The following is a 19,585-nucleotide window of genomic DNA, read 5'->3' as shown; positions in this document are numbered from 1 at the left end:
CAATCTCGAACCACAGATTAACTCAGTTTAACTGCTTGAATTCACAATACAGTTAAGCCACTCATAGATAGGTACTGATATGTCAGGTGATAGAAAACGCGGCTTCCTTCGCCCTGAAGAAGATAATACGGTTGCCCAACCTCAGAAATGGGGGCTGCCTGACTACACCTCTGACGTGAGCAAACAAGCCAAAGAAACCGCTTTTAACTACGACCCTAGTTGGATGCCAACGGTTGAAGAAGCCATTGAAGATGAAGAGCTGGTTCTGACTGAAGAGCAAATCGAGCTGATTAAACAAGGCGCTTATCAGGAAGGGCTGCATCAAGGCCAAGAGGCGGGCTTTAAGCAAGGCTATGAAAAAGGCAAAGAAGAAGGTTTTGCTGCCGGTCACGAAGAAGGCAACGAAGCCGGCAAGCTTGAAGGCGTAACCGCGGGTCAAGAGTACATTCAACAGCAGGTGGCCGTCTTCATGGGGCTGGCAAACCAGTTCGCTCAACCATTAGAGTTGATGAACGCTCAGGTGGAGAAGCAATTGGTCGACATGGTGCTTACCATGGTCAAAGAAGTGGTTCATGTTGAAGTGCAAACCAATCCACAAATCATATTAGATACCGTTAAAGAATCGGTAGAGTCGTTGCCGATTTCTGGTCACGCAATCACATTGAAACTCAATCCGGAAGATGTGGCGATCATTCGCTCTGCGTATGGCGAGACTGAATTGGACTGCCGTAATTGGACGCTGGTCGCAGAGCCAGCACTCAACCGTGGTGATGTACAAATTGAAGCGGGTGAGTCGAGCGTTAACTACCGCATGGAAGATCGTGTAAAGAACGTTATTCAAAATTTCTGCGGCGCAAATCGTCACCAAGGTCATGAGTAATGCTTGAGTTAGCGAATCGTCTCAGTCAGTACAAAGTCGAGGGGCTAAAATCGCGACCAATTGCCTCTGGTAAATTAGTACGCGTTGTTGGCTTAACGCTTGAAGCGACCGGCTGTAAAGCGCCAATCGGCAGTTTGTGTTTAGTCGAAACTATGTCTGGTCAGATGGAAGCCGAAGTCGTCGGTTTCTCTGGCGATAACCTCTTTTTGATGCCGAGTGAGCAAATCACCGGGATCTTACCTGGCGCTCGCGTCACGCCAATGACTACCGAAAGTGGTATCCCTGTTGGAATGGAACTGCTCGGTCGAGTGATCGACGGCGTAGGTAATCCACTCGACGGTTTAGGTCCAATCTATACAGAGCAACGCGCTTCATTTAATGCGGAGCCAATCAACCCGTTAGCTCGTAAACCGATTTCTGAACCACTCGATGTCGGCTTGAAAGCCATTAATGGTTTGCTAACCGTGGGTAAAGGGCAACGTATCGGTCTGTTTGCTGGCTCTGGTGTCGGTAAATCCGTAACTCTGGGCATGATGACTCGAGGCACAACTGCGCAAGTAGTGGTCGTAGGCCTAATCGGTGAGCGTGGACGAGAAGTTAAAGAGTTTATTGAAGAAATTCTTGGTGAAGATGGCCGTAAGCGTTCGGTTGTTGTGGCCGCTCCTGCCGACTCATCACCATTGATGCGCTTAAAAGGCTGTCAAACTGCGCTGGCTGTCGCCGAGTATTTCCGCGACCAAGGTTTAGATGTTCTGCTACTCATGGATTCATTGACCCGCTTTGCTCAGGCTCAGCGTGAAATTGCTCTGTCTGTGGGTGAGCCGCCAGCAACCAAAGGTTATCCGCCATCAGTCTTCGCTAAGCTTCCTGCGCTGGTGGAACGAGCAGGTAACGGCAATGATGAACAAGGTTCAATTACCGCTTTCTTTACTGTGTTAACCGAAGGCGATGACCTCCAAGATCCGATTGCCGATGCATCGCGAGCGATTCTCGATGGTCACGTTGTGTTGTCGCGTGAAATGGCTGATGCCGGTCATTATCCTGCGATTGATGTTGAGAAATCCGTCAGTCGTGTTATGCCGCAAATCACCACTGAAGAACATGTCTTGATGTCGAAAGCGGTAAGGCAAGTGCTGTCTATCTGCCGTAAAAACCAAGATTTGGTGTCGATTGGTGCTTACAAGCCAGGAACGGATCCAGCAATCGATAGTGCCTTCACGTTGAAACCAAAACTGGATGAGTACTTGCAGCAGAAGATGAAAGAGACCGTCCCATACGACATGTGCGTCAACATGTTGAAACATGTATTGGGTGGCTAACGGGTGAATAAGGTTAGTCATGGATAACGCATTAGAATTTTTGCTCGATCAAGCCAAAGATCAAGAGAACCAAGCGGTACTTGCGCTCAACAAAGCGAACTCTGAGCTGCAAGGCTACTATGAGCAGGTTGCGCAGATTGAAAAGTATCGACTGGATTACTGTCAGCAGCTCGTTGACCGCGGCAAGGCAGGCTTAACGGCGAGCCAATATGGTCACTTGAACCGCTTCTTAACTCAGTTGGATGAAACATTATCCAAACAGAGAGAAGCCGAGCACCACTTTAAAAATCAAGTCGACAACTGCCAAAGCTACTGGATGGAGTTACGCAAAAAACGTAAATCCTACGAGTGGTTGATGGAGAAAAAGCAGAAAGAGAAAGCAAAGCTGCAAGATCGAAGAGAACAAAAGCAAATGGATGAGTTTTCGACTCTGTTATACAGCCGAAAGAAGATGTGATCCTAAGCCACGAATGACGTCAGTGCTGTTCTCTATATTGTGAAAACCGAACTTATAGGCATGTTTCTTGCTCCGTTTTATATAAAATTGCGCGTTATGCCCACCAAAGGCATGAAAAGCATCCGACTTTCTTTTTGTTGCCTGATTCATGGCAGCAAAGCTAGTAGATAGAGCTTGTATATATGAATGTTAGTCTTTCCTCAAATTCAGCGACCAACAAAATGTCATCGTTGTTGGACACCGGTTCTGCCTCTTCCAAGGTAGAAGAAACCGGCGACTCTAAAGGTTTCTTTGAGTCCTTTAAAGAAGCGCTCGGCTTTGAAGAAAGTGACAGTAAAGTCGCAGCAAAAGACACAGAAAGCACTGCGAAACCTGATACTAAACAGACATCTACCGAAGGTGAAGCGTCAGCCGAAGCGAACAAAGGTGATTCCGCTGAATCAAAGGCTACTGACGAAGTGAGCGAAGCGCAAAGCAAGCAAGCAGCTTCAGAAGTAGAAGGCGAGAAAGCTGCTGATAAAACATCAGCAGAGGCTGCGTCTGGATCTGAGGCTCAGCTCAAAGCCAATTCGGGCACTGATAGCACTGTCGCTGATAAGACTGTTGCAGATAAGGCAGATGGTAAAGATGCGCAGGATACGACTAACGAATCTAAAGAACATATTGCTCAATCCCAAACTCAGGGTCCATCAGCGGTAGATGGTGCTACGCAGGCATCGCAAGCCAATGCAGCGATGAGCGAAGGCAATAAATTGCTTGGTCAATTGGATGAGGCAAACAAAACTCTAAATCAAGCGCCAAACGGCAAAGGCTTGCCTCAGCAAGGTCAGGTAGATCAAGCCCAAGGTAATATCACCGGTGCTTCTGATGCAGGAGCTTCCGTTACCGATAAGGCGACACAACAAGCTAAGGCTGCAAATCAAGAGAAGAGCCTTGAAGTCGATTCTGAAATCGCTGTACTTACCGGAGGTAAGGGTGTTTCTCAGCTAACTGATACTGAAATTCGACAGTTGATGGATAAAGGCGTCACTCCAGAACAAATTGAAGCCAGTATGAGCCGAGAGCTGAGCCAAAAGAATGCAGCTAGTGCGGTTGCTGCCGAGCAGAGCCAAGCATTGTCAGCCGTGGATATTGAACTGGCAAAGCAAGTAGATGCCCATACCAAAGCGCTAAACCAATTGAATGGACAAATCGAATCAGAGCAGTCTGTTGTCGATAGCTTGCTTGATAAGCAACAAAGTGGCGCTAAGTTGACGGTTGATGAGCAAGCCGCTTTGGCTAAAGCGACCTCTAACCTAGACCTGTTGAATCAACAGCTCGCTAACGTTCAACAACAAGTAACAGCTTTGCTAAGTCAAGCTCCGGCTGCGAACAGTGCGTCTGGTGAACCCACTGCTATCGATTGGGATAATACGGATTCAAGCGAAACTAAAGCCTTAGCTTCGGCAGCATCAACAGCAGCTGTAGCGACGGCTACACAACAAGTGTCAGCGCAGGCCGCTTCTCAATCAGCAAACAATGCTCTTACGGACAAGGCGGCAATGCTGCACGCCAATAATGCACATGCAGCCCAACAGGCCGCAGCTCAACAAGCTAATGTGGCTTCACCTCAGCAGCAAGCAACGTTGGATCCAGCTTTAACCGCGCAAGGAATGGCGATGAATGCAACGCCAGCTGCCACAAAAGCAGGCTCGACTGATACGCTTCTTAAAGCGGGCGCCGGTGCAGCAGCACTGTCTGGTTTGGGTAAAGCGGGTGCTAAAGAAGATTCTAAAGATTCGACCTTTGCTCAGCAGATCGCTTCTGCGGCTGGTGCACAAGGTACGGCAACGGTGGGTTCAGCACCTACGCGAGCTGAAATTCAAGCTGCTCAACAAGCGCCCTTACAGCTCACCAAAGAGCTAGCCAATGAGCAAGTGGCTGAAAAAGTACAAATGATGATGTCTAAGAACCTTAAGAACTTGGACATTCGTCTCGACCCACCAGAATTGGGCCAAATGAAAATCCGCATGACCATGAATAATGACGTGGCAAACGTGCACTTTACGGTGAGTAATCAGCAAGCGAGAGATGTGATTGAACAAACCTTACCTCGCTTGAGAGAGATGCTTGCTCAGCAAGGTCTGCAGCTTGCCGATTCGTCTGTTCAACAACAGAACTCCGGTCAGGGACAAGATAGATACAACAATGGTGAGCAACAATCCGGCGCTAACCGCACAAATGATACGCAAGGTGATGAAAACCTTGATAGTGGCAGCAATCTTGAATTGAATGTCGCATCAAAGCGTGATGGAATTAGTTATTATGCCTAATATCAGGCTAAGAACGCTTGGTTAATAGAAAAAACCAGTTAATAAAAAGAACCATCAGTTAATCGCAAGAACAGGAAGTTAGAGTAAGATATGGCCGCAGAACAAGATGCACCTAAAGGGAAGAGCAAGCTCCTTATAATTATTATTGCCGTAGTTGTGTTACTGCTTGGTATAGGTGGTGCGCTGTACTTTTTCTTAGGTTCTGACGATAGCGCCTCTGAATCTCAGTCTCAGCCAGCAACGGCTGTGGTCGCTGCAGAGCCGGTTATGTATGTTAATATTCCTCAGCCCTTCTTGTTTAATGTGACAGGTGACAAAAAAGATCGCCTAGTTCAGATAAAAGCACAGCTCATGGTACGTGGCAGTAAGAATGAAGACCTGGCTCGTTACCACTCTCCACTTGTAGAAAGTACGCTACTGGCCACGTTCGCTTCGGCAACGGTTGATCAATTGCGCTCACCAACAGGCCGCGTGGAACTGCGTAATAAGGCAACAGAAGATATTAAAGCAAGCCTGGCTCAAGCTGTTGGCCAGCCTGTGATTGAAAAAGTGTTATTCACTGACTTCGTAATTCAATAGGTAATTTGTGACCGATTTATTAAGCCAAGACGAAATTGATGCGCTGTTACATGGCGTTGATGATGTTGAAGAAGTTGAAGATGTCTTAGAAACCGAAAATGACAATGCAGTCAATTTCGACTTCTCATCTCAAGATCGAATCGTCCGTGGTCGAATGCCGACCCTTGAACTTATTAACGAGCGCTTCGCACGCCATATGCGTATCAGCTTGTTTAATATGTTACGTAAAACGGCTGAAGTGTCGATCAACGGCGTACAGATGATGAAGTTTGGTGAGTACCAAAACACATTGTATGTACCCACCAGTTTAAACATGGTTCGTTTCCGTCCATTGAAAGGTACGGCACTCATCACCATGGAAGCTCGTCTGGTTTTCATTCTCGTAGAGAACTTTTTTGGCGGTGATGGTCGTTTCCACGCCAAGATTGAAGGTCGTGAATTCACGCCTACTGAAAGACGAATCATTCAGTTACTGCTGAAAATTGTTTTTGAAGATTACAAAGAAGCTTGGTCGCCAGTGATGGGGGTTGAGTTTGAATACTTGGATTCCGAAGTGAACCCAAGTATGGCGAACATTGTGAGCCCAACCGAAGTGATTGTTGTGAGTTCGTTCCACATTGAAGTGGATGGCGGTGGTGGTGACTTCCACGTTGTCATGCCTTACTCCATGGTTGAGCCGATCCGTGAACTGCTTGATGCGGGTGTTCAATCAGACAAGATGGAAACCGATGTTCGTTGGAGTACCGCACTGCGTGATGAGATCATGGATGTGCCCGTCAATTTCCGCGTGAATTTGCTAGAGCAAGATATTTCCCTTCGTGATCTGATGGAGCTGCGCCCTGGTGATGTTATCCCAATGAACATGCCTGAGCACGCAACCATGTTTGTCGAAGAACTGCCGACTTATCGTGTGAAAATGGGCCGTTCTGGTGAGAAGCTTGCAGTACAGATTTCGGAAAAAATTCAAAGACCACATGTGGTTAAAACTGATCTCGCTTTTCTAGGTAAAGACTTATTGTCTGAGCTCGAAAACAGTGATGATGACGACGAATAGTAAAATAGATAAAAGTATAGGAATTGGTAATGGAACCTAGTGAAGATCAAAAGCTAGCAGACGAATGGGCTGCAGCACTTGGTGAAGATCCTTCAGCGCCGTCAATTGATGTTGATGATGTGCTTGCGGCACCACTTGATGAGCTAACCGATTCATCATCTCCGATTTCTGAAGATGAGCGTCGTAAGCTGGATACCATTATGGATATTCCAGTGACTATTTCGATGGAAGTTGGTCGCTCTCAGATCAGTATCCGTAATTTACTTCAGTTGAACCAAGGTTCGGTTGTTGAGCTAGATAGAATTGCTGGTGAGTCACTGGATGTGATGGTAAACGGTACCTTGATTGCTCATGGTGAAGTGGTTGTGGTGAACGACAAGTTTGGTATTCGTTTGACTGACGTTATTAGCCAAACAGAACGAATTAAGAAGCTGCGTTAATGAGCTTTTTGTCTCAAAGACTTGCGGGCTCTTTTCTCGGAATGACAGGTTTGTTACGAGGAATCTTGGGAGTAGGGCTATTAACGGCTCCTTCCATTGCCTTTGCAGCAACACCGCCTTCTCTCGATTTAGCGACCACCTTTGGGTCGCTAATTTTCGTTATAGCCTTCATTTTATTTATTGCTTGGCTACTCAAGCGAATGCAAGTACCTGCGATGTCGAATCAACAAGGTTTGGCGATTGTTAGGCAAATCCCTGTTGGTACTAAAGAGCGTATCGCTATTGTGCAAGCGGGTGATGAACAGTTCTTGGTAGGGATTACCACACAATCGATTCAGCTGATCTCTAAGCTCGATAAACCTCTTACTCAGGAGATGCTGGAAAAAAGTACATTTTCAAGTCAGCTTTCCCAGCTAATAAAAAAAGATGCAAACAAGTAACGGACTTTTGAACTCCTCTTACTTTCACCAAGCCGGAGCTTTCCGAGCGGTGAAAGTGTGGTTGGTTCAGCTTATTCTCCTATGCTCAATCGTATTCAGTGTGTCGGTATTTGCACAAGCTGAAGACGGCACCGTCATTCCTGCGAATACCGCTGGCTCGGAATCGGTCACTATCAGCACGATGGAACAAGACCAAGCCAAATCGACAACCATGACCACGGGCAGCTTGACTGGCAATGGTGGCGGCATACCTGCCTTTACCATGACAACCAATGCCAATGGCGGTGAAGACTACTCGATTAACCTGCAAATTCTCGCGTTAATGACCATGCTTGGCTTCTTGCCGGCGATGGTGATTTTGATGACATCGTTCACTCGTATTGTGGTTGTGATGTCTATCTTGCGTCAGGCGATGGGTCTACAACAAACACCGTCTAACCAAGTCATTATTGGTATCGCGATATTCTTGACCTTCTTCATCATGTCGCCAGTGATTAATCAAGTTAACGAACAAGCAGTTCAGCCTTATCTTAATGAACAGATATCGGCACGACAGGCATTTGATGTTGCCCAAAAACCGATTAAATCCTTCATGCTCAAGCAGACTCGAATCAAAGATCTTGAAACCTTTGTTGAGATTTCTGGCGCGGAAGTGACTAACCCTGAAGATGTTTCGATGGCGGTTCTGATTCCAGCATTTATCACATCGGAATTAAAAACGGCTTTCCAAATCGGATTTATGCTGTTCTTGCCTTTCCTAATCATCGACTTGGTGGTGGCATCGGTATTGATGGCTATGGGTATGATGATGTTGTCACCGATGATTGTATCGCTGCCGTTTAAGTTGATGCTGTTTGTTCTTGTTGATGGCTGGAACTTGATACTCTCCACACTCGCCGGCAGTTTTGCCTTGTAGCTGGGGGAATAATGAATCCTGAAATATTCGTAGAGTTGTTCCGAGATGCCCTTTGGATGGTATTAATCATGGTTTGCGCCATCATTATTCCTAGCCTGCTGATCGGTTTGGTTGTGGCTGTTTTCCAAGCTGCGACCTCAATCAACGAACAAACCCTGAGTTTCCTGCCGCGTTTGATCGTAACTTTGTTGGCGTTGATGCTATTCGCACACTGGATGACCCAGATGATGATGGAGTTCTTTTTTGAGCTCATCGAACGCTTGCCGCAAGTTCTGTATTAAACCGATATGGAATACCCAACGAGCCTTGTACTAGAGTGGTTAGCCAATTATTTTTGGCCATACACTCGCATCTCAGCGATGCTGATGGTGATGACGGTAACAGGGGCACGCTTCGTGTCGCCGCGTATTCGTCTGTATTTAGGCTTGGCGATCACTTTTGCGGTGATGCCTGCGATTCCGGCCGTTCCCAAAGAGATTGAACTTCTGTCCTTTCAAGGCTTCCTGACTGTCTTCGAGCAAATTGTGATTGGCGTGGCCATGGGCTTTGTTACCCAGTTCATGATTCAAACCTTTGTTATGCTGGGTCAGATCCTCGGTATGCAATCGAGCTTGGGTTTTGCATCAATGGTCGACCCGGCTAACGGGCAAAATACGCCGGTACTTGGTCAGCTGTTCATGCTGCTAGCGACCATGTTTTTTTTGGCGACCGATGGTCACTTGAAAATGCTGCAGCTGGTGGTGTTTAGTTTTAAGACCTTGCCGATTGGCAGTGGCTCTCTAACCTCTGTGGATTTTCGAGAGCTCGCATTGTGGCTCGGTATCATGTTCAAAACAGCACTGGCGATGTCCTTATCGGGGATTATCGCGCTGCTAACGATTAACCTTTCTTTTGGTGTAATGACGCGTGCGGCACCTCAATTAAACATCTTTTCTTTGGGTTTTGCATTTGCGCTACTCGTGGGTCTGTTACTTTGTTGGTACATCCTTGGCGGCTTGTATAGTCACTATGAGCTATTCTGGATGCAGGGCGAACAACAGATATGTCGTCTAATCCGGTTAGATTGCTAGGAGACTGAAATGGCAGAGTCAGACGGTCAAGAACGCACAGAAGACGCCACGCCCAAACGCTTGCAACAGGCCAAAGAGAAAGGGCAGGTTGCAAGGTCAAAAGAGCTAGCGTCAGCATCGGTATTAATTGTCGGTGCGATTGCTTTAATGTGGTTTGGCGAATCGATGGCGAAGGCTTTGTTCGAGGCGATGCAACGCCTGTTCTCTTTGAGTCGCGACGAGATCTTTGACACTAACAAACTCCTAGAAATCGCTGGTGGTGCACTGGTGAACCTGCTGTTCCCGCTGTTTTTGATACTGATAACTTTGTTTGTTGCTGCCGTCATCGGCGCTGCGGGTGTCGGTGGGATTAACTTCTCAATGCAAGCGGCGATGCCAAAGGCGTCTAAGCTCAACCCACTCAGTGGTATCAAGCGTATGTTTGGCCTGCAAAGTTGGGTTGAACTGCTCAAGTCTATTCTTAAAGTAGCGCTCGTATCGGGGATGGCGATTTATCTGATTCAAGCCTCTCAGCATGATTTAATGCAGCTGAGCATGGACGTCTATCCACAAAACATCTTCCATGCCTTGGATATCTTGCTCAACTTTATTCTGTTGATCAGTTGTTCTTTGTTGATTGTTGTGGCGATTGATATCCCATTCCAGATTTGGCAACACGCTGATCAGCTGAAGATGACCAAACAAGAAGTCAAAGACGAATTCAAAGACACTGAAGGTAAGCCGGAAGTGAAAGGCCGAATTCGTATGCTTCAAAGGGAAGCGGCTCAGCGTCGCATGATGGCTGATGTCCCTCAAGCGGATGTGATTGTGACCAACCCGGAACACTTTTCAGTGGCGCTGCGCTATAAGCAGAATCAAGACAAAGCACCAATTGTGGTTGCTAAAGGTGTCGACCACATGGCGATGAAGATCCGAGAGATTGCGCGTGAAAATGACATCTATATCGTTCCAGCGCCGCCATTGGCGAGGGCGCTTTATCATACCACTGAGCTAGAACAACAAATTCCTGACGGTCTGTTTACAGCAGTTGCACAAGTGCTTGCATATGTTTTCCAGCTTAAACAGTACCGAAAACGAGGTGGTGAGCGACCAAAGCTACAAGATTCTAATATGCCGATCCCACCTGATTTACGTCATTAGATCAATTGCTTGAGCTCTGCGTGATGAACCCTGATAATAGCGAGCTAGCTAATCTTCCTTTTATAGAGGTGATGGCGATAATTTGACGTGAGATGTTGGTACAGTGTTTGCTGTAGTAGCCTGAACATTATAAGCCCATAGCAAACAGCCCTGACTAAGACCTAATCCACTTGTTCAGAGAGCTACAACATAGCGAAACTGTCTAGATTTATGAAATTCTCCCTGCCTTTTGTGGACAAGCTACCTAAAATCCCTAACCGTGCCATGCCTGCGATTGGTGCACCTGTTATGGTACTTGCAACGCTTGCTATGGTGGTGTTGCCCATTCCAGCTTTCTTGTTGGATATGTTCTTCACCTTCAATATTGCACTGTCTATGGTTGTGCTATTGGTATCGGTTTATACCCGCAGGCCTTTAGATTTCGCTGCATTCCCGACCGTCCTGCTGATTGCGACTCTACTTCGATTGGCCTTGAACGTTGCTTCGACACGTGTGGTATTGCTCCATGGTCACGAAGGTGGCGACGCGGCAGGTAACGTGATTGAAGCCTTCGGTAACGTGGTTATCGGTGGTAACTACGCGGTTGGTTTAGTGGTGTTCTTGATTCTTATGATCATCAACTTCATGGTTGTAACCAAAGGTGCGGGTCGTATCTCGGAAGTAAGCGCGCGTTTCACGTTAGACGCCTTACCGGGTAAACAGATGGCAATCGATGCCGACTTGAACGCAGGTTTGATCGACCAAGACCAAGCGCGTCTGAGACGTTTTGAAGTCACCAAAGAAGCTGACTTCTACGGTTCGATGGACGGTGCTTCTAAGTTTGTTAAAGGCGATGCGATCGCTGGTATCTTAATCTTATTCATCAACATCATTGGTGGCTTGAGCATTGGTATGGCTCAGTTTGATCTTGGTTTTGGTGAAGCAATCGAAATCTACACGCTACTGACTATCGGTGATGGTCTGGTTGCACAAATTCCATCTCTATTACTGTCTATTGCAGCTGCGATGATGGTAACGCGCCAAAATACTGATGAAGATATGGGTGAGCAACTTGTCTTCCAGATGTTCGACAATCCAAAAGCCTTGATGATCACCGCCGCCATCCTTGGCATCATGGGTATTGTTCCGGGTATGCCACATTTCTCGTTCTTGAGCCTTGCCATCGTTGCAGGCGCGGGGGCGTATTACATCGATAAAAAGAACAAGAAGAAGGCGGAAGAGCCTAACCTTCCGGCGACAGTTGAAGCGAATGGAGAAGTAGGCTCTCAGAAGGAGCTCTCTTGGGATGATGTTCAACCTGTCGATATTATTGGTTTAGAAGTGGGTTACCGTTTAATTCCTTTGGTTGATAGAGACCAAGGTGGTGAATTGCTTGAACGCGTTAAAGGTGTGCGTAAAAAGCTGTCTCAAGACTTTGGTTTCTTGATCCCAGCGGTACACATTCGCGATAACCTAGAACTGACACCAAACAGCTACCGTATTACCCTGATGGGTGTTGCTGTGGGTGAAGCTGAGATTAAGCCAGACATGGAGCTCGCGATTAACCCGGGCCAAGTCTATGGCATGATCGATGGCGAGCCGACGATTGACCCTGCCTTTGGCCTTGAAGCGGTTTGGATTCGTGAAGAGCAGCGTGAACACGCACAAGCTCTAGGTTATACCGTTGTAGATTCTTCTACAGTACTGGCGACACACCTTAGCCAGCTGCTAACCAACAACGCATCGCAGCTCATTGGCCACGAAGAAGTTCAGAACTTACTTGAGATGCTCAGCCGCTCAACACCTAAGCTGGTGGAAGGTTTTGTACCGGATCAATTGCAGTTGGGTGTGGTTGTGAAAGTGCTACAGAACCTGCTGAATGAAGCGATTCCAATTCGTGACATTCGAACCATAGTCCAAACTTTGTCGGAGTATTCAGGTAAGAGTCAAGAACCTGACATACTTACTGCGGCGGTTCGCATCTCATTGAAACGATTAATTGTTCAGGAAATCAATGGTATAGAGCCCGAGTTACCAGTGATAACCTTGATTCCTGAGCTGGAACAAATCTTGCATCAAACCATGCAGGCATCCGGCGGAGAATCTGCTGGTATTGAACCTGGTTTAGCCGAACGTTTACAGACCTCTCTCAGCCACGCTACACAAGAGCAAGAGCTGAAAGGTGAGCCCGCGGTACTATTGACCTCTGGCGTGTTGCGTTCGACTCTGGCTAAGTTCGTGAAGAACACGATCCCAAGCTTGCGAGTCTTGTCTTACCAAGAAATACCGGACGAAAAGCAGATACGTATAGTACAAGCTGTTGGTAATTAAGCCGCCTAATTAGAACGGACAATCGAATTGAAAATTAAACGATTTTTTGCAAAAGATATGCGAACGGCTCTGCTCCAAGTTAAAGAAGAACTTGGTTCAGAAGCGGTGATCATGTCTAACAAAAAGGTCGCAGGTGGCGTGGAAATTGTTGCCGCTATTGATGGCGAATCCAGCCCGTCGACAGCGAGCCAGAGATTAAATAAACCTCAGCAGCCTGCACAAAGCCAATATACGCAAATGGCCGCGCCCGCAGCTCCTGCTGGGCGACGTCAACTAGACGATGACAAGGTTAGCCTACAGTCGAATGTTGAAGGTGGACGCTCAATGACTAAGCGCTTTGCGAATATGCTTAAGCAATACAGTCATGGCGCCGATGATGAGCCACAGCATCGTGCAGAAAATGAAGATTCATTGTCAGCATTGCTCAATCGCCAATCAAGCACGGGCCATAAGCCTCATAGTCATCAGACTCAAAGCAATTTGCAGTCTCATGGCCATCAGCAATCTCACGGTAACCAACAGTCTCACGGAAATCTTGATTCTGCATTTGCTCGTGAAACGGGTTTGTCTAAGTTGATTGCTGAAGACCGCAGAGTAGAGCGCCCGACACCTCGCTTGGATCCTACCCGTTATGATCGTGGTCGAGAGAACACTCAGTCCAAAGGTTCTGATACTGAAATGGAAACGATGCGCGAAGAGATGACCTCAATTCGTCGTCTGTTAGAGCATCAAGTTTCTGGGTTGATGTGGCAAGAAGTTGAGCGCCGTGAACCACTGAGAGCCATGCTTATTAAGCGCCTTGAACGTATGGGTGTATCTGCAGAGCTTGCCGATCAAATGGCTTGCTACATTCCTGAAGATACTAAACCTGCACGTGCATGGAAGGCTCTGTTAGCTCTGGTTGCTGACCAAATCTCCGTTACACAAAAAGATATTTTAAAACGCGGCGGTATTGTGGCTCTACTTGGCCCAACCGGCGTGGGTAAAACAACGACTGTTGCAAAGCTAGCTGCACGTGCTGCCATGGAATATGGCGCTGATAACGTCGCACTAGTGACAACTGACACATATCGTATAGGTGCACATGAGCAGTTATCGATCTACGGCCGAATTATGGGTTGTCCTGTAAGAGTTGCTAAAGATTCTAGCGAACTGGCCGATGTAATATATCAGTTACGTAATCGTCGCCTGATTCTGGTCGATACTGCAGGCATGGGACAACGAGATGTTCGCCTATCTGAGCAGTTAGACACATTGATGCAAGAGAGTGGTTCCGTTATCAATAGCTACCTTGTGTTGCCTGCAACCGCGCAACGCAAAGTGCTGCAAGAAACAATTGAACACTTTAGAAGAATCCCGTTGTCGGGATGCATCATGACTAAGCTGGATGAATCCCTAAGTCTAGGTGAATTCATCAGTGTCGTAATACAAAATGCATTACCAGTTGCTTACATAGCAAATGGTCAACGAGTTCCTGAAGATATCGTTATAGCTCAGCCAAAGTACATGATTGCTAAGGCTAATGAGCTATTAGAAAAATCTACAGAGAATGAACCTCATTACTGGAATAGCGATTCTGAAGGGCTCTAGGCGGCGGATAAATATGAATGAAAATATGATACATGACCAAGCTAGCGGCCTCCGTCGCTTAACCAAGCCTTCACTCACAAAAGTTATCGCTGTAACCGGTGGTAAGGGAGGCGTTGGTAAATCTAATGTGACGTTAGGTATGGCTATTTGCATGGCGCGCCAAGGCAAAAAAGTCATGGTGCTAGATGCCGATTTAGGACTAGCGAACGTCGATATCATGCTAGGTATTCGTTCTAAACGAAACCTTGGGCATGTGTTGGCTGGCGAATGTGAACTTAAGGATGCGATTGTCGAAGGGCCGCACGGAATTAAAATTATTCCAGCGACATCGGGCACTCAAAGCATGACTGAACTTTCACACGCACAGCATGCTGGTTTGATTCGCGCATTCGGTTCGCTTGAAGACGAGATGGATATCTTGTTGGTTGATACCGCAGCCGGTATTTCGGACATGGTGATCAGCTTCTCAAGAGCGGCGCAAGACGTGGTTGTCGTGGTATGTGATGAACCTACCTCGATCACGGATGCATATGCTTTGATTAAGCTTTTAAGCAGAGAACACCAAGTTCAGCGATTCAAAGTTGTTGCAAATATGGTCAGAAGCTACCGCGAAGGCCGAGAATTATTTGCAAAGTTGACTTTGGTCACAGAGCGCTTCTTGAATGTGAGCCTCGAACTCGTAGCATGTATTCCTTTAGATGATAAAGTACGTCAATCAGTCAAGAGACAGAAAATCGTAGTCGATGCGTTTCCTCGCTCTCCAGCTGCATTGGCAATCAGCTCTTTGGCTAACAAAGCCTTGACCTGGCCAATACCAAAAACACCGAGCGGACACTTGGAGTTCTTTGTTGAAAGGCTGCTGAATCGTACTGAATTTATAGAGGAACCATTTGGTGAATAAAGCGCTTACTTACGACCAACACGCTAATCACAATAGCCAACAGGCTTTTTTTGAGAAGTACTCTGTGTTGGTTAAACGTATCGCTCATCACTTGTTGGGGCGATTACCGCCTAATGTATTGGTTGATGACTTAATTCAAGCTGGCATGATCGGCTTGATTGAAGCGCAACAAAACTATGATGGTACCAAAGGCGCAAGCTTTGAGACGTATGCTGGTATTCGGATTCGCGGGGCAATGTTGGATGACATTCGCCGTGGGGACTGGGTGCCGAGATCGGTTCATAAGAACAATCGAGAAATCAGCAGTGCAATTGCGGAATTAGAGGGTATCCTCAACCGCGACCCGAGTGATGCCGAAGTGGCAAAACACATGGGGCTCAGTTTAGAGCAGTATCACAGTGCTTTAACTGACATTAATTGCTCAAGACTGGTTGGAATTGAAGATTTAGGCGTCTCAGATGATGTAATATCTCCGAATGAAGACTCTCAAGATAATACGCCTTTTCAAGGGGTTGCTGATGAGTCATTCCGCCAAGCTTTGATCGATTCGATAAAACAACTTCCGGAAAGGGAAGGCCTTGTGCTTTCGCTTTATTACGACGAAGAACTCAATTTAAAAGAGATTGGGGAAGTGTTAGGTGTCAGCGAATCTCGTGTCAGCCAAATACTGAGCCAATCTATGCAGCGTTTACGCACTAAGTTAAGTGCTTGGACACAGAACGACTAACAACACTGATCCTATTCAGTGGAGGCTAATTTGAACAAAAACATGAAAATTCTCATTGTTGATGATTTTTCAACGATGCGCCGAATTGTTAAAAACCTACTTCGCGATTTAGGTTTCAACAACACTCAAGAAGCAGATGATGGCTTGACCGCGTTACCTATGCTGAAAAAAGGCGAATTTGATTTCGTGGTAACTGACTGGAACATGCCAGGCATGCAAGGGATTGACCTGCTTAAACACATTCGCGCAGACGCAGAACTTAAGCACCTTCCAGTGCTTATGATCACAGCTGAAGCGAAGCGTGAGCAGATCATCGAAGCTGCGCAAGCGGGTGTTAATGGTTACATTGTGAAGCCTTTCACTGCTGCAACGCTGAAAGAGAAACTTGATAAGATTTTTGATCGCTTATAAGCATCAATAAATTTAGGCACTTCTAGGTAAACACTGACTGATAAGTTATCTGTTTATCTCGATAGCCTAAGCGCACAAAGTATGCGGAGTAAGGCCGAATTCAGGATGATTTCATTAGAACAAGCAAAAAAATTAGTAGAGCTGCTTGAGAACGATGAGCAGCAAAATGCTGATTCTCTTGTGAGAAGCATTTATGAAGATAACTTTAGTCTTCAAGACAATCCAATGCTTCAAGAAATAGGAAGTCTGACACGCGACCTCCACGACTCTTTGACTCAATTCAATTTCGATGAACGCATCAGCGTTATCGCAAATGACGAAATCCCTGATGCAAGGGATCGCCTTCAGTATGTCATTGATAAAACGGAAGTTGCGGCAAATAAGACGATGGACGCTGTCGATCGCTGTATGCCAATCGCAGACAACCTACACGAGTGTTTACTTCAAGTAAGGCCTCAATGGAATGAACTGATGCATGGCCGCATTGAGCTGGCACAATTTAAAGCTTTATGTCACCGCATTGATGGATTGCTTGTCCAAGTAGAAGGCGACAGTACTGAACTACGCGGACAATTGACTGAAATCTTGATGGCTCAGGATTTCCAAGATTTAACTGGGCAGATAATCAGCAAAGTTATTACCTTGGTGAATGAGGTGGAAGGACGTTTGGTCGAGATTCTCACGGTATTCGGTGCGAATCAAAAAGAGCCAACTCCAGAGTCAGAAAAGAAAGCATCGATTGCGCCTGAAGGTCCAATTATGAACCCAGAAGAGCGCGAAGACGCTGTCGCATCTCAAGATGAAGTCGACGATTTGTTATCCAGTCTTGGATTTTAAAGGTAACGTATGAGCTACGATTTAGACGAAGATATTCTTCAGGACTTTTTAGTCGAAGCAGGAGAGATCCTTGAACTCCTATCAGAACAACTGGTAGAGCTTGAGAATAACCCTGACGACAAAGACCTATTAAATGCTATTTTCCGTGGTTTCCATACAGTAAAAGGTGGTGCTGGTTTCCTAGCATTAACTGAGCTGGTGGATACTTGTCATGGTGCTGAGAATGTGTTCGACATTCTGCGAAACGGCCAACGCAGCGTAACATCAGGTTTGATGGATACCATGCTGCAGGCGCTAGATACAGTCAATGTACAGTTTCGCGCCGTGCAAGATCAGGAACCTTTAGTGCCAGCCGACCAATCTTTATTGGATGAACTTCACCGTCTCTGTAAACCAGAGTCTGCGGATGAAGTGGCACCAGTAGAAGCGCCTGCACCTATTATCCCTGAACCTGTTGTTGCAGCGCCTGAGCCTGTTATTGCTCCGGAACCTACTGCTGAAAGCTCAAACATCAATGCATCTTCAGTCGATGATATCTCTGAAGATGAGTTTGAACGCTTGCTTGATGAGCTTCACGGTAAAGGTGGTTCACCAACAGCGCCTTCTGCACCAACACCGCCGCCAGCACCCGCTGCACCTCAGTCTGTTGCTGACAGTGGTGATATTACTGATGACGAATTTGAAAAGTTATTAGATGAATTGCACGGTGCGGGTAAGAGCCCGACAGCGGCAAGTTCAACGCCTCCTCCACCGCCAACGCCGCCAGCAGCACCTGTTTCGGCGATGTCTGAAGGCGATGATCTGATGACTGACGAAGAGTTCGAGAAGTTACTTGACCAACTACATGGCTCAGGTAATGGACCTTCGATTGAAGAATTGGATGCCGCGACTAAGCCAGCAGAAGTTAAGGCAGTAGCACCTCAAGCTGCGCCTAAACCTGCTGCGCCAGTTGCCGTTAAAGCTGAGCCAAAACCGAGCGCTCCAGCAAAAGCTGAAGTTAAAGTGCCGGCTAAGAAGCAACAAGCTGAAGCGACAGTTCGTGTTGATACATCAACACTGGACACCATCATGAACATGGTGGGTGAACTGGTATTGGTGCGTAACCGACTAGTCAGCCTAGGCCTCAACAGTAACGACGAAGAAATGTCGAAAGCTGTCTCTAACTTAGATGTTGTTACTGCAGACCTTCAAGGTGCGGTAATGAAGACTCGTATGCAGCCGATCAAGAAAGTATTTGGTCGCTTCCCACGAGTTGTCCGTGACCTTGCTCGTAGCTTGAAGAAAGACATCGTTCTTGAAATGCGTGGCGAAGAAACGGACCTTGATAAAAACTTAGTAGAAGCACTTGCTGATCCCCTGATTCACTTGGTGAGAAACTCTGTCGATCATGGTATTGAAATGCCAAACGACCGTGTTGCTGCGGGTAAATCACAAACGGGTAAAGTGATTCTGTCTGCCTCTCAAGAAGGTGACCACATTGAACTGGCTATCGTTGATGACGGTGGCGGTATGGACCCTGATAAGCTTCGTGCTATCGCGGTTAAACGTGGCCTGATGGATGAAGATGCAGCGTCTCGCTTATCAAATAAAGAGTGTTTTAACCTGATTTTTGCTCCTGGCTTCTCAAGCAAAGAGCAGATCTCGGATATCTCTGGTCGTGGTGTGGGTATGGACGTTGTGAAAACAGCGATCAACACACTGAACGGCTCTATTGATATTGATTCAGAAATGGGACAGGGCACCAAGATCACCATCAAGGTTCCACTAACCCTAGCGATTCTACCAACCTTGATGGTCGGTGTTGCCGGTCATCCATTTGCATTGCCATTGGCTTCTGTAAACGAGATCTTCCACCTAGATTTAAGCCGCACAAACGTGGTTGATGGCCAGTTGACGATTATCGTTCGCGATAAGTCTATTCCGTTGTTCTACTTGCAAAACTGGCTTGCTCCTAAAGCGGGTATTGTTGAGCTGCGTAAAGGGCACGGCCATGTTGTTATCGTACAACTTGGTAGCCAACGTGTTGGTTTTGTTGTCGATACGCTTATCGGTCAAGAAGAAGTCGTGATCAAGCCGCTTGATAAGCTTCTGCAAGGCACGCCAGGAATGGCAGGTGCGACAATTACAAGTGACGGACACATTGCATTGATTCTAGATGTGCCGGACTTGTTGAAGCAGTACGCAGCTGCGTCAAGAATTTAA

General features: G+C 46.7%; 19 protein-coding genes. All 19 read left to right on the top strand.

Features of this window, described 5'->3' with window-relative positions; genetic code table 11:
• Positions 1–79 precede the first annotated feature (79 nt).
• The 19 genes from fliH to A136_RS21055 all read left to right on the top strand — a co-directional run bounded on the left by fliH (position 80) and on the right by A136_RS21055 (position 19,585).
• Positions 80–880, top strand: coding sequence for a flagellar assembly protein FliH (gene fliH, locus A136_RS21145; protein WP_017060681.1), 801 nt, complete (start codon positions 80–82; stop codon positions 878–880).
• On the top strand, positions 880–2,199 hold the full coding sequence (gene fliI, locus A136_RS21140; protein WP_017060680.1) for a flagellar protein export ATPase FliI: 1,320 nt from the start codon (positions 880–882) through the stop codon (positions 2,197–2,199). The genes fliH and fliI overlap by 1 nt, the downstream gene beginning before the upstream one ends.
• A gap of 19 nt (positions 2,200–2,218) precedes the next feature.
• The gene (gene fliJ / locus A136_RS21135) at positions 2,219–2,656 is read left to right on the top strand and encodes a flagellar export protein FliJ (protein WP_017060679.1); all 438 of its coding nucleotides are present in this window, start codon (positions 2,219–2,221) and stop codon (positions 2,654–2,656) included.
• Between the two features lie 182 nt (positions 2,657–2,838).
• A complete protein-coding gene (locus A136_RS21130; protein WP_017064119.1) occupies positions 2,839–4,968 on the top strand; it encodes a flagellar hook-length control protein FliK in 2,130 nt (709 codons plus the stop codon).
• A 90-nt stretch (positions 4,969–5,058) separates the two neighbouring features.
• Entirely contained in the window at positions 5,059–5,547 is a 489-nt protein-coding gene (gene fliL / locus A136_RS21125; RefSeq protein WP_017064118.1) for a flagellar basal body-associated protein FliL, read from the top strand.
• 7 nt (positions 5,548–5,554) lie between these two features.
• Positions 5,555–6,601 carry a flagellar motor switch protein FliM gene (gene fliM / locus A136_RS21120; RefSeq protein WP_017060676.1) on the top strand — a complete coding sequence of 349 codons (1,047 nt, stop codon included), beginning with the start codon at positions 5,555–5,557 and terminating at the stop codon, positions 6,599–6,601.
• Positions 6,602–6,630: 29 nt separating this feature from the next.
• Complete coding sequence (fliN, locus tag A136_RS21115; RefSeq protein ID WP_004739851.1) at positions 6,631–7,041, top strand: flagellar motor switch protein FliN; 411 nt, start codon at positions 6,631–6,633, stop codon at positions 7,039–7,041.
• The gene (gene fliO / locus A136_RS21110) at positions 7,041–7,481 is read left to right on the top strand and encodes a flagellar biosynthetic protein FliO (RefSeq protein ID WP_017060675.1); all 441 of its coding nucleotides are present in this window, start codon (positions 7,041–7,043) and stop codon (positions 7,479–7,481) included. The genes fliN and fliO overlap by 1 nt, the downstream gene beginning before the upstream one ends.
• Positions 7,468–8,397, top strand: a complete 930-nt coding sequence (gene fliP / locus A136_RS21105) for a flagellar type III secretion system pore protein FliP (RefSeq protein WP_017064117.1) — start codon at positions 7,468–7,470, stop codon at positions 8,395–8,397. The genes fliO and fliP overlap by 14 nt, the downstream gene beginning before the upstream one ends.
• Positions 8,398–8,408: 11 nt before the next feature.
• Complete coding sequence (gene fliQ / locus A136_RS21100; RefSeq protein WP_029235191.1) at positions 8,409–8,678, top strand: flagellar biosynthesis protein FliQ; 270 nt, start codon at positions 8,409–8,411, stop codon at positions 8,676–8,678.
• A gap of 6 nt (positions 8,679–8,684) precedes the next feature.
• Entirely contained in the window at positions 8,685–9,467 is a 783-nt protein-coding gene (gene fliR, locus A136_RS21095) for a flagellar biosynthetic protein FliR (protein WP_017060672.1), read from the top strand.
• A 9-nt stretch (positions 9,468–9,476) separates the two neighbouring features.
• The gene (gene flhB / locus A136_RS21090; protein ID WP_017064116.1) at positions 9,477–10,607 is read left to right on the top strand and encodes a flagellar biosynthesis protein FlhB; all 1,131 of its coding nucleotides are present in this window, start codon (positions 9,477–9,479) and stop codon (positions 10,605–10,607) included.
• A gap of 210 nt (positions 10,608–10,817) precedes the next feature.
• Positions 10,818–12,917, top strand: a complete 2,100-nt coding sequence (gene flhA / locus A136_RS21085) for a flagellar biosynthesis protein FlhA (RefSeq protein WP_017064115.1) — start codon at positions 10,818–10,820, stop codon at positions 12,915–12,917.
• A 27-nt stretch (positions 12,918–12,944) separates the two neighbouring features.
• Complete coding sequence (gene flhF / locus A136_RS21080) at positions 12,945–14,507, top strand: flagellar biosynthesis protein FlhF (RefSeq protein ID WP_029235190.1); 1,563 nt, start codon at positions 12,945–12,947, stop codon at positions 14,505–14,507.
• 13 nt (positions 14,508–14,520) lie between these two features.
• A complete protein-coding gene (locus tag A136_RS21075; RefSeq protein ID WP_017060668.1) occupies positions 14,521–15,408 on the top strand; it encodes a MinD/ParA family protein in 888 nt (295 codons plus the stop codon).
• Positions 15,401–16,135, top strand: coding sequence for an RNA polymerase sigma factor FliA (locus A136_RS21070; RefSeq protein WP_017060667.1), 735 nt, complete (start codon positions 15,401–15,403; stop codon positions 16,133–16,135). Before A136_RS21075 ends, A136_RS21070 begins: the two co-directional genes overlap by 8 nt.
• A 42-nt stretch (positions 16,136–16,177) precedes the next feature.
• Entirely contained in the window at positions 16,178–16,546 is a 369-nt protein-coding gene (gene cheY, locus A136_RS21065) for a chemotaxis response regulator CheY (RefSeq protein ID WP_016767062.1), read from the top strand.
• A 105-nt stretch (positions 16,547–16,651) separates the two neighbouring features.
• Positions 16,652–17,383, top strand: a complete 732-nt coding sequence (locus tag A136_RS21060; protein ID WP_017064113.1) for a protein phosphatase CheZ — start codon at positions 16,652–16,654, stop codon at positions 17,381–17,383.
• A 9-nt stretch (positions 17,384–17,392) separates the two neighbouring features.
• Complete coding sequence (locus A136_RS21055; RefSeq protein WP_017064112.1) at positions 17,393–19,585, top strand: chemotaxis protein CheA; 2,193 nt, start codon at positions 17,393–17,395, stop codon at positions 19,583–19,585.

The organism is Vibrio crassostreae 9ZC13, assembly GCF_000272045.2.
Classification (GTDB): domain Bacteria; phylum Pseudomonadota; class Gammaproteobacteria; order Enterobacterales; family Vibrionaceae; genus Vibrio; species Vibrio crassostreae_C.
Note: the sequence above shows the minus strand (reverse complement) of the source record. Positions and strands in the feature narration are given on the sequence as shown.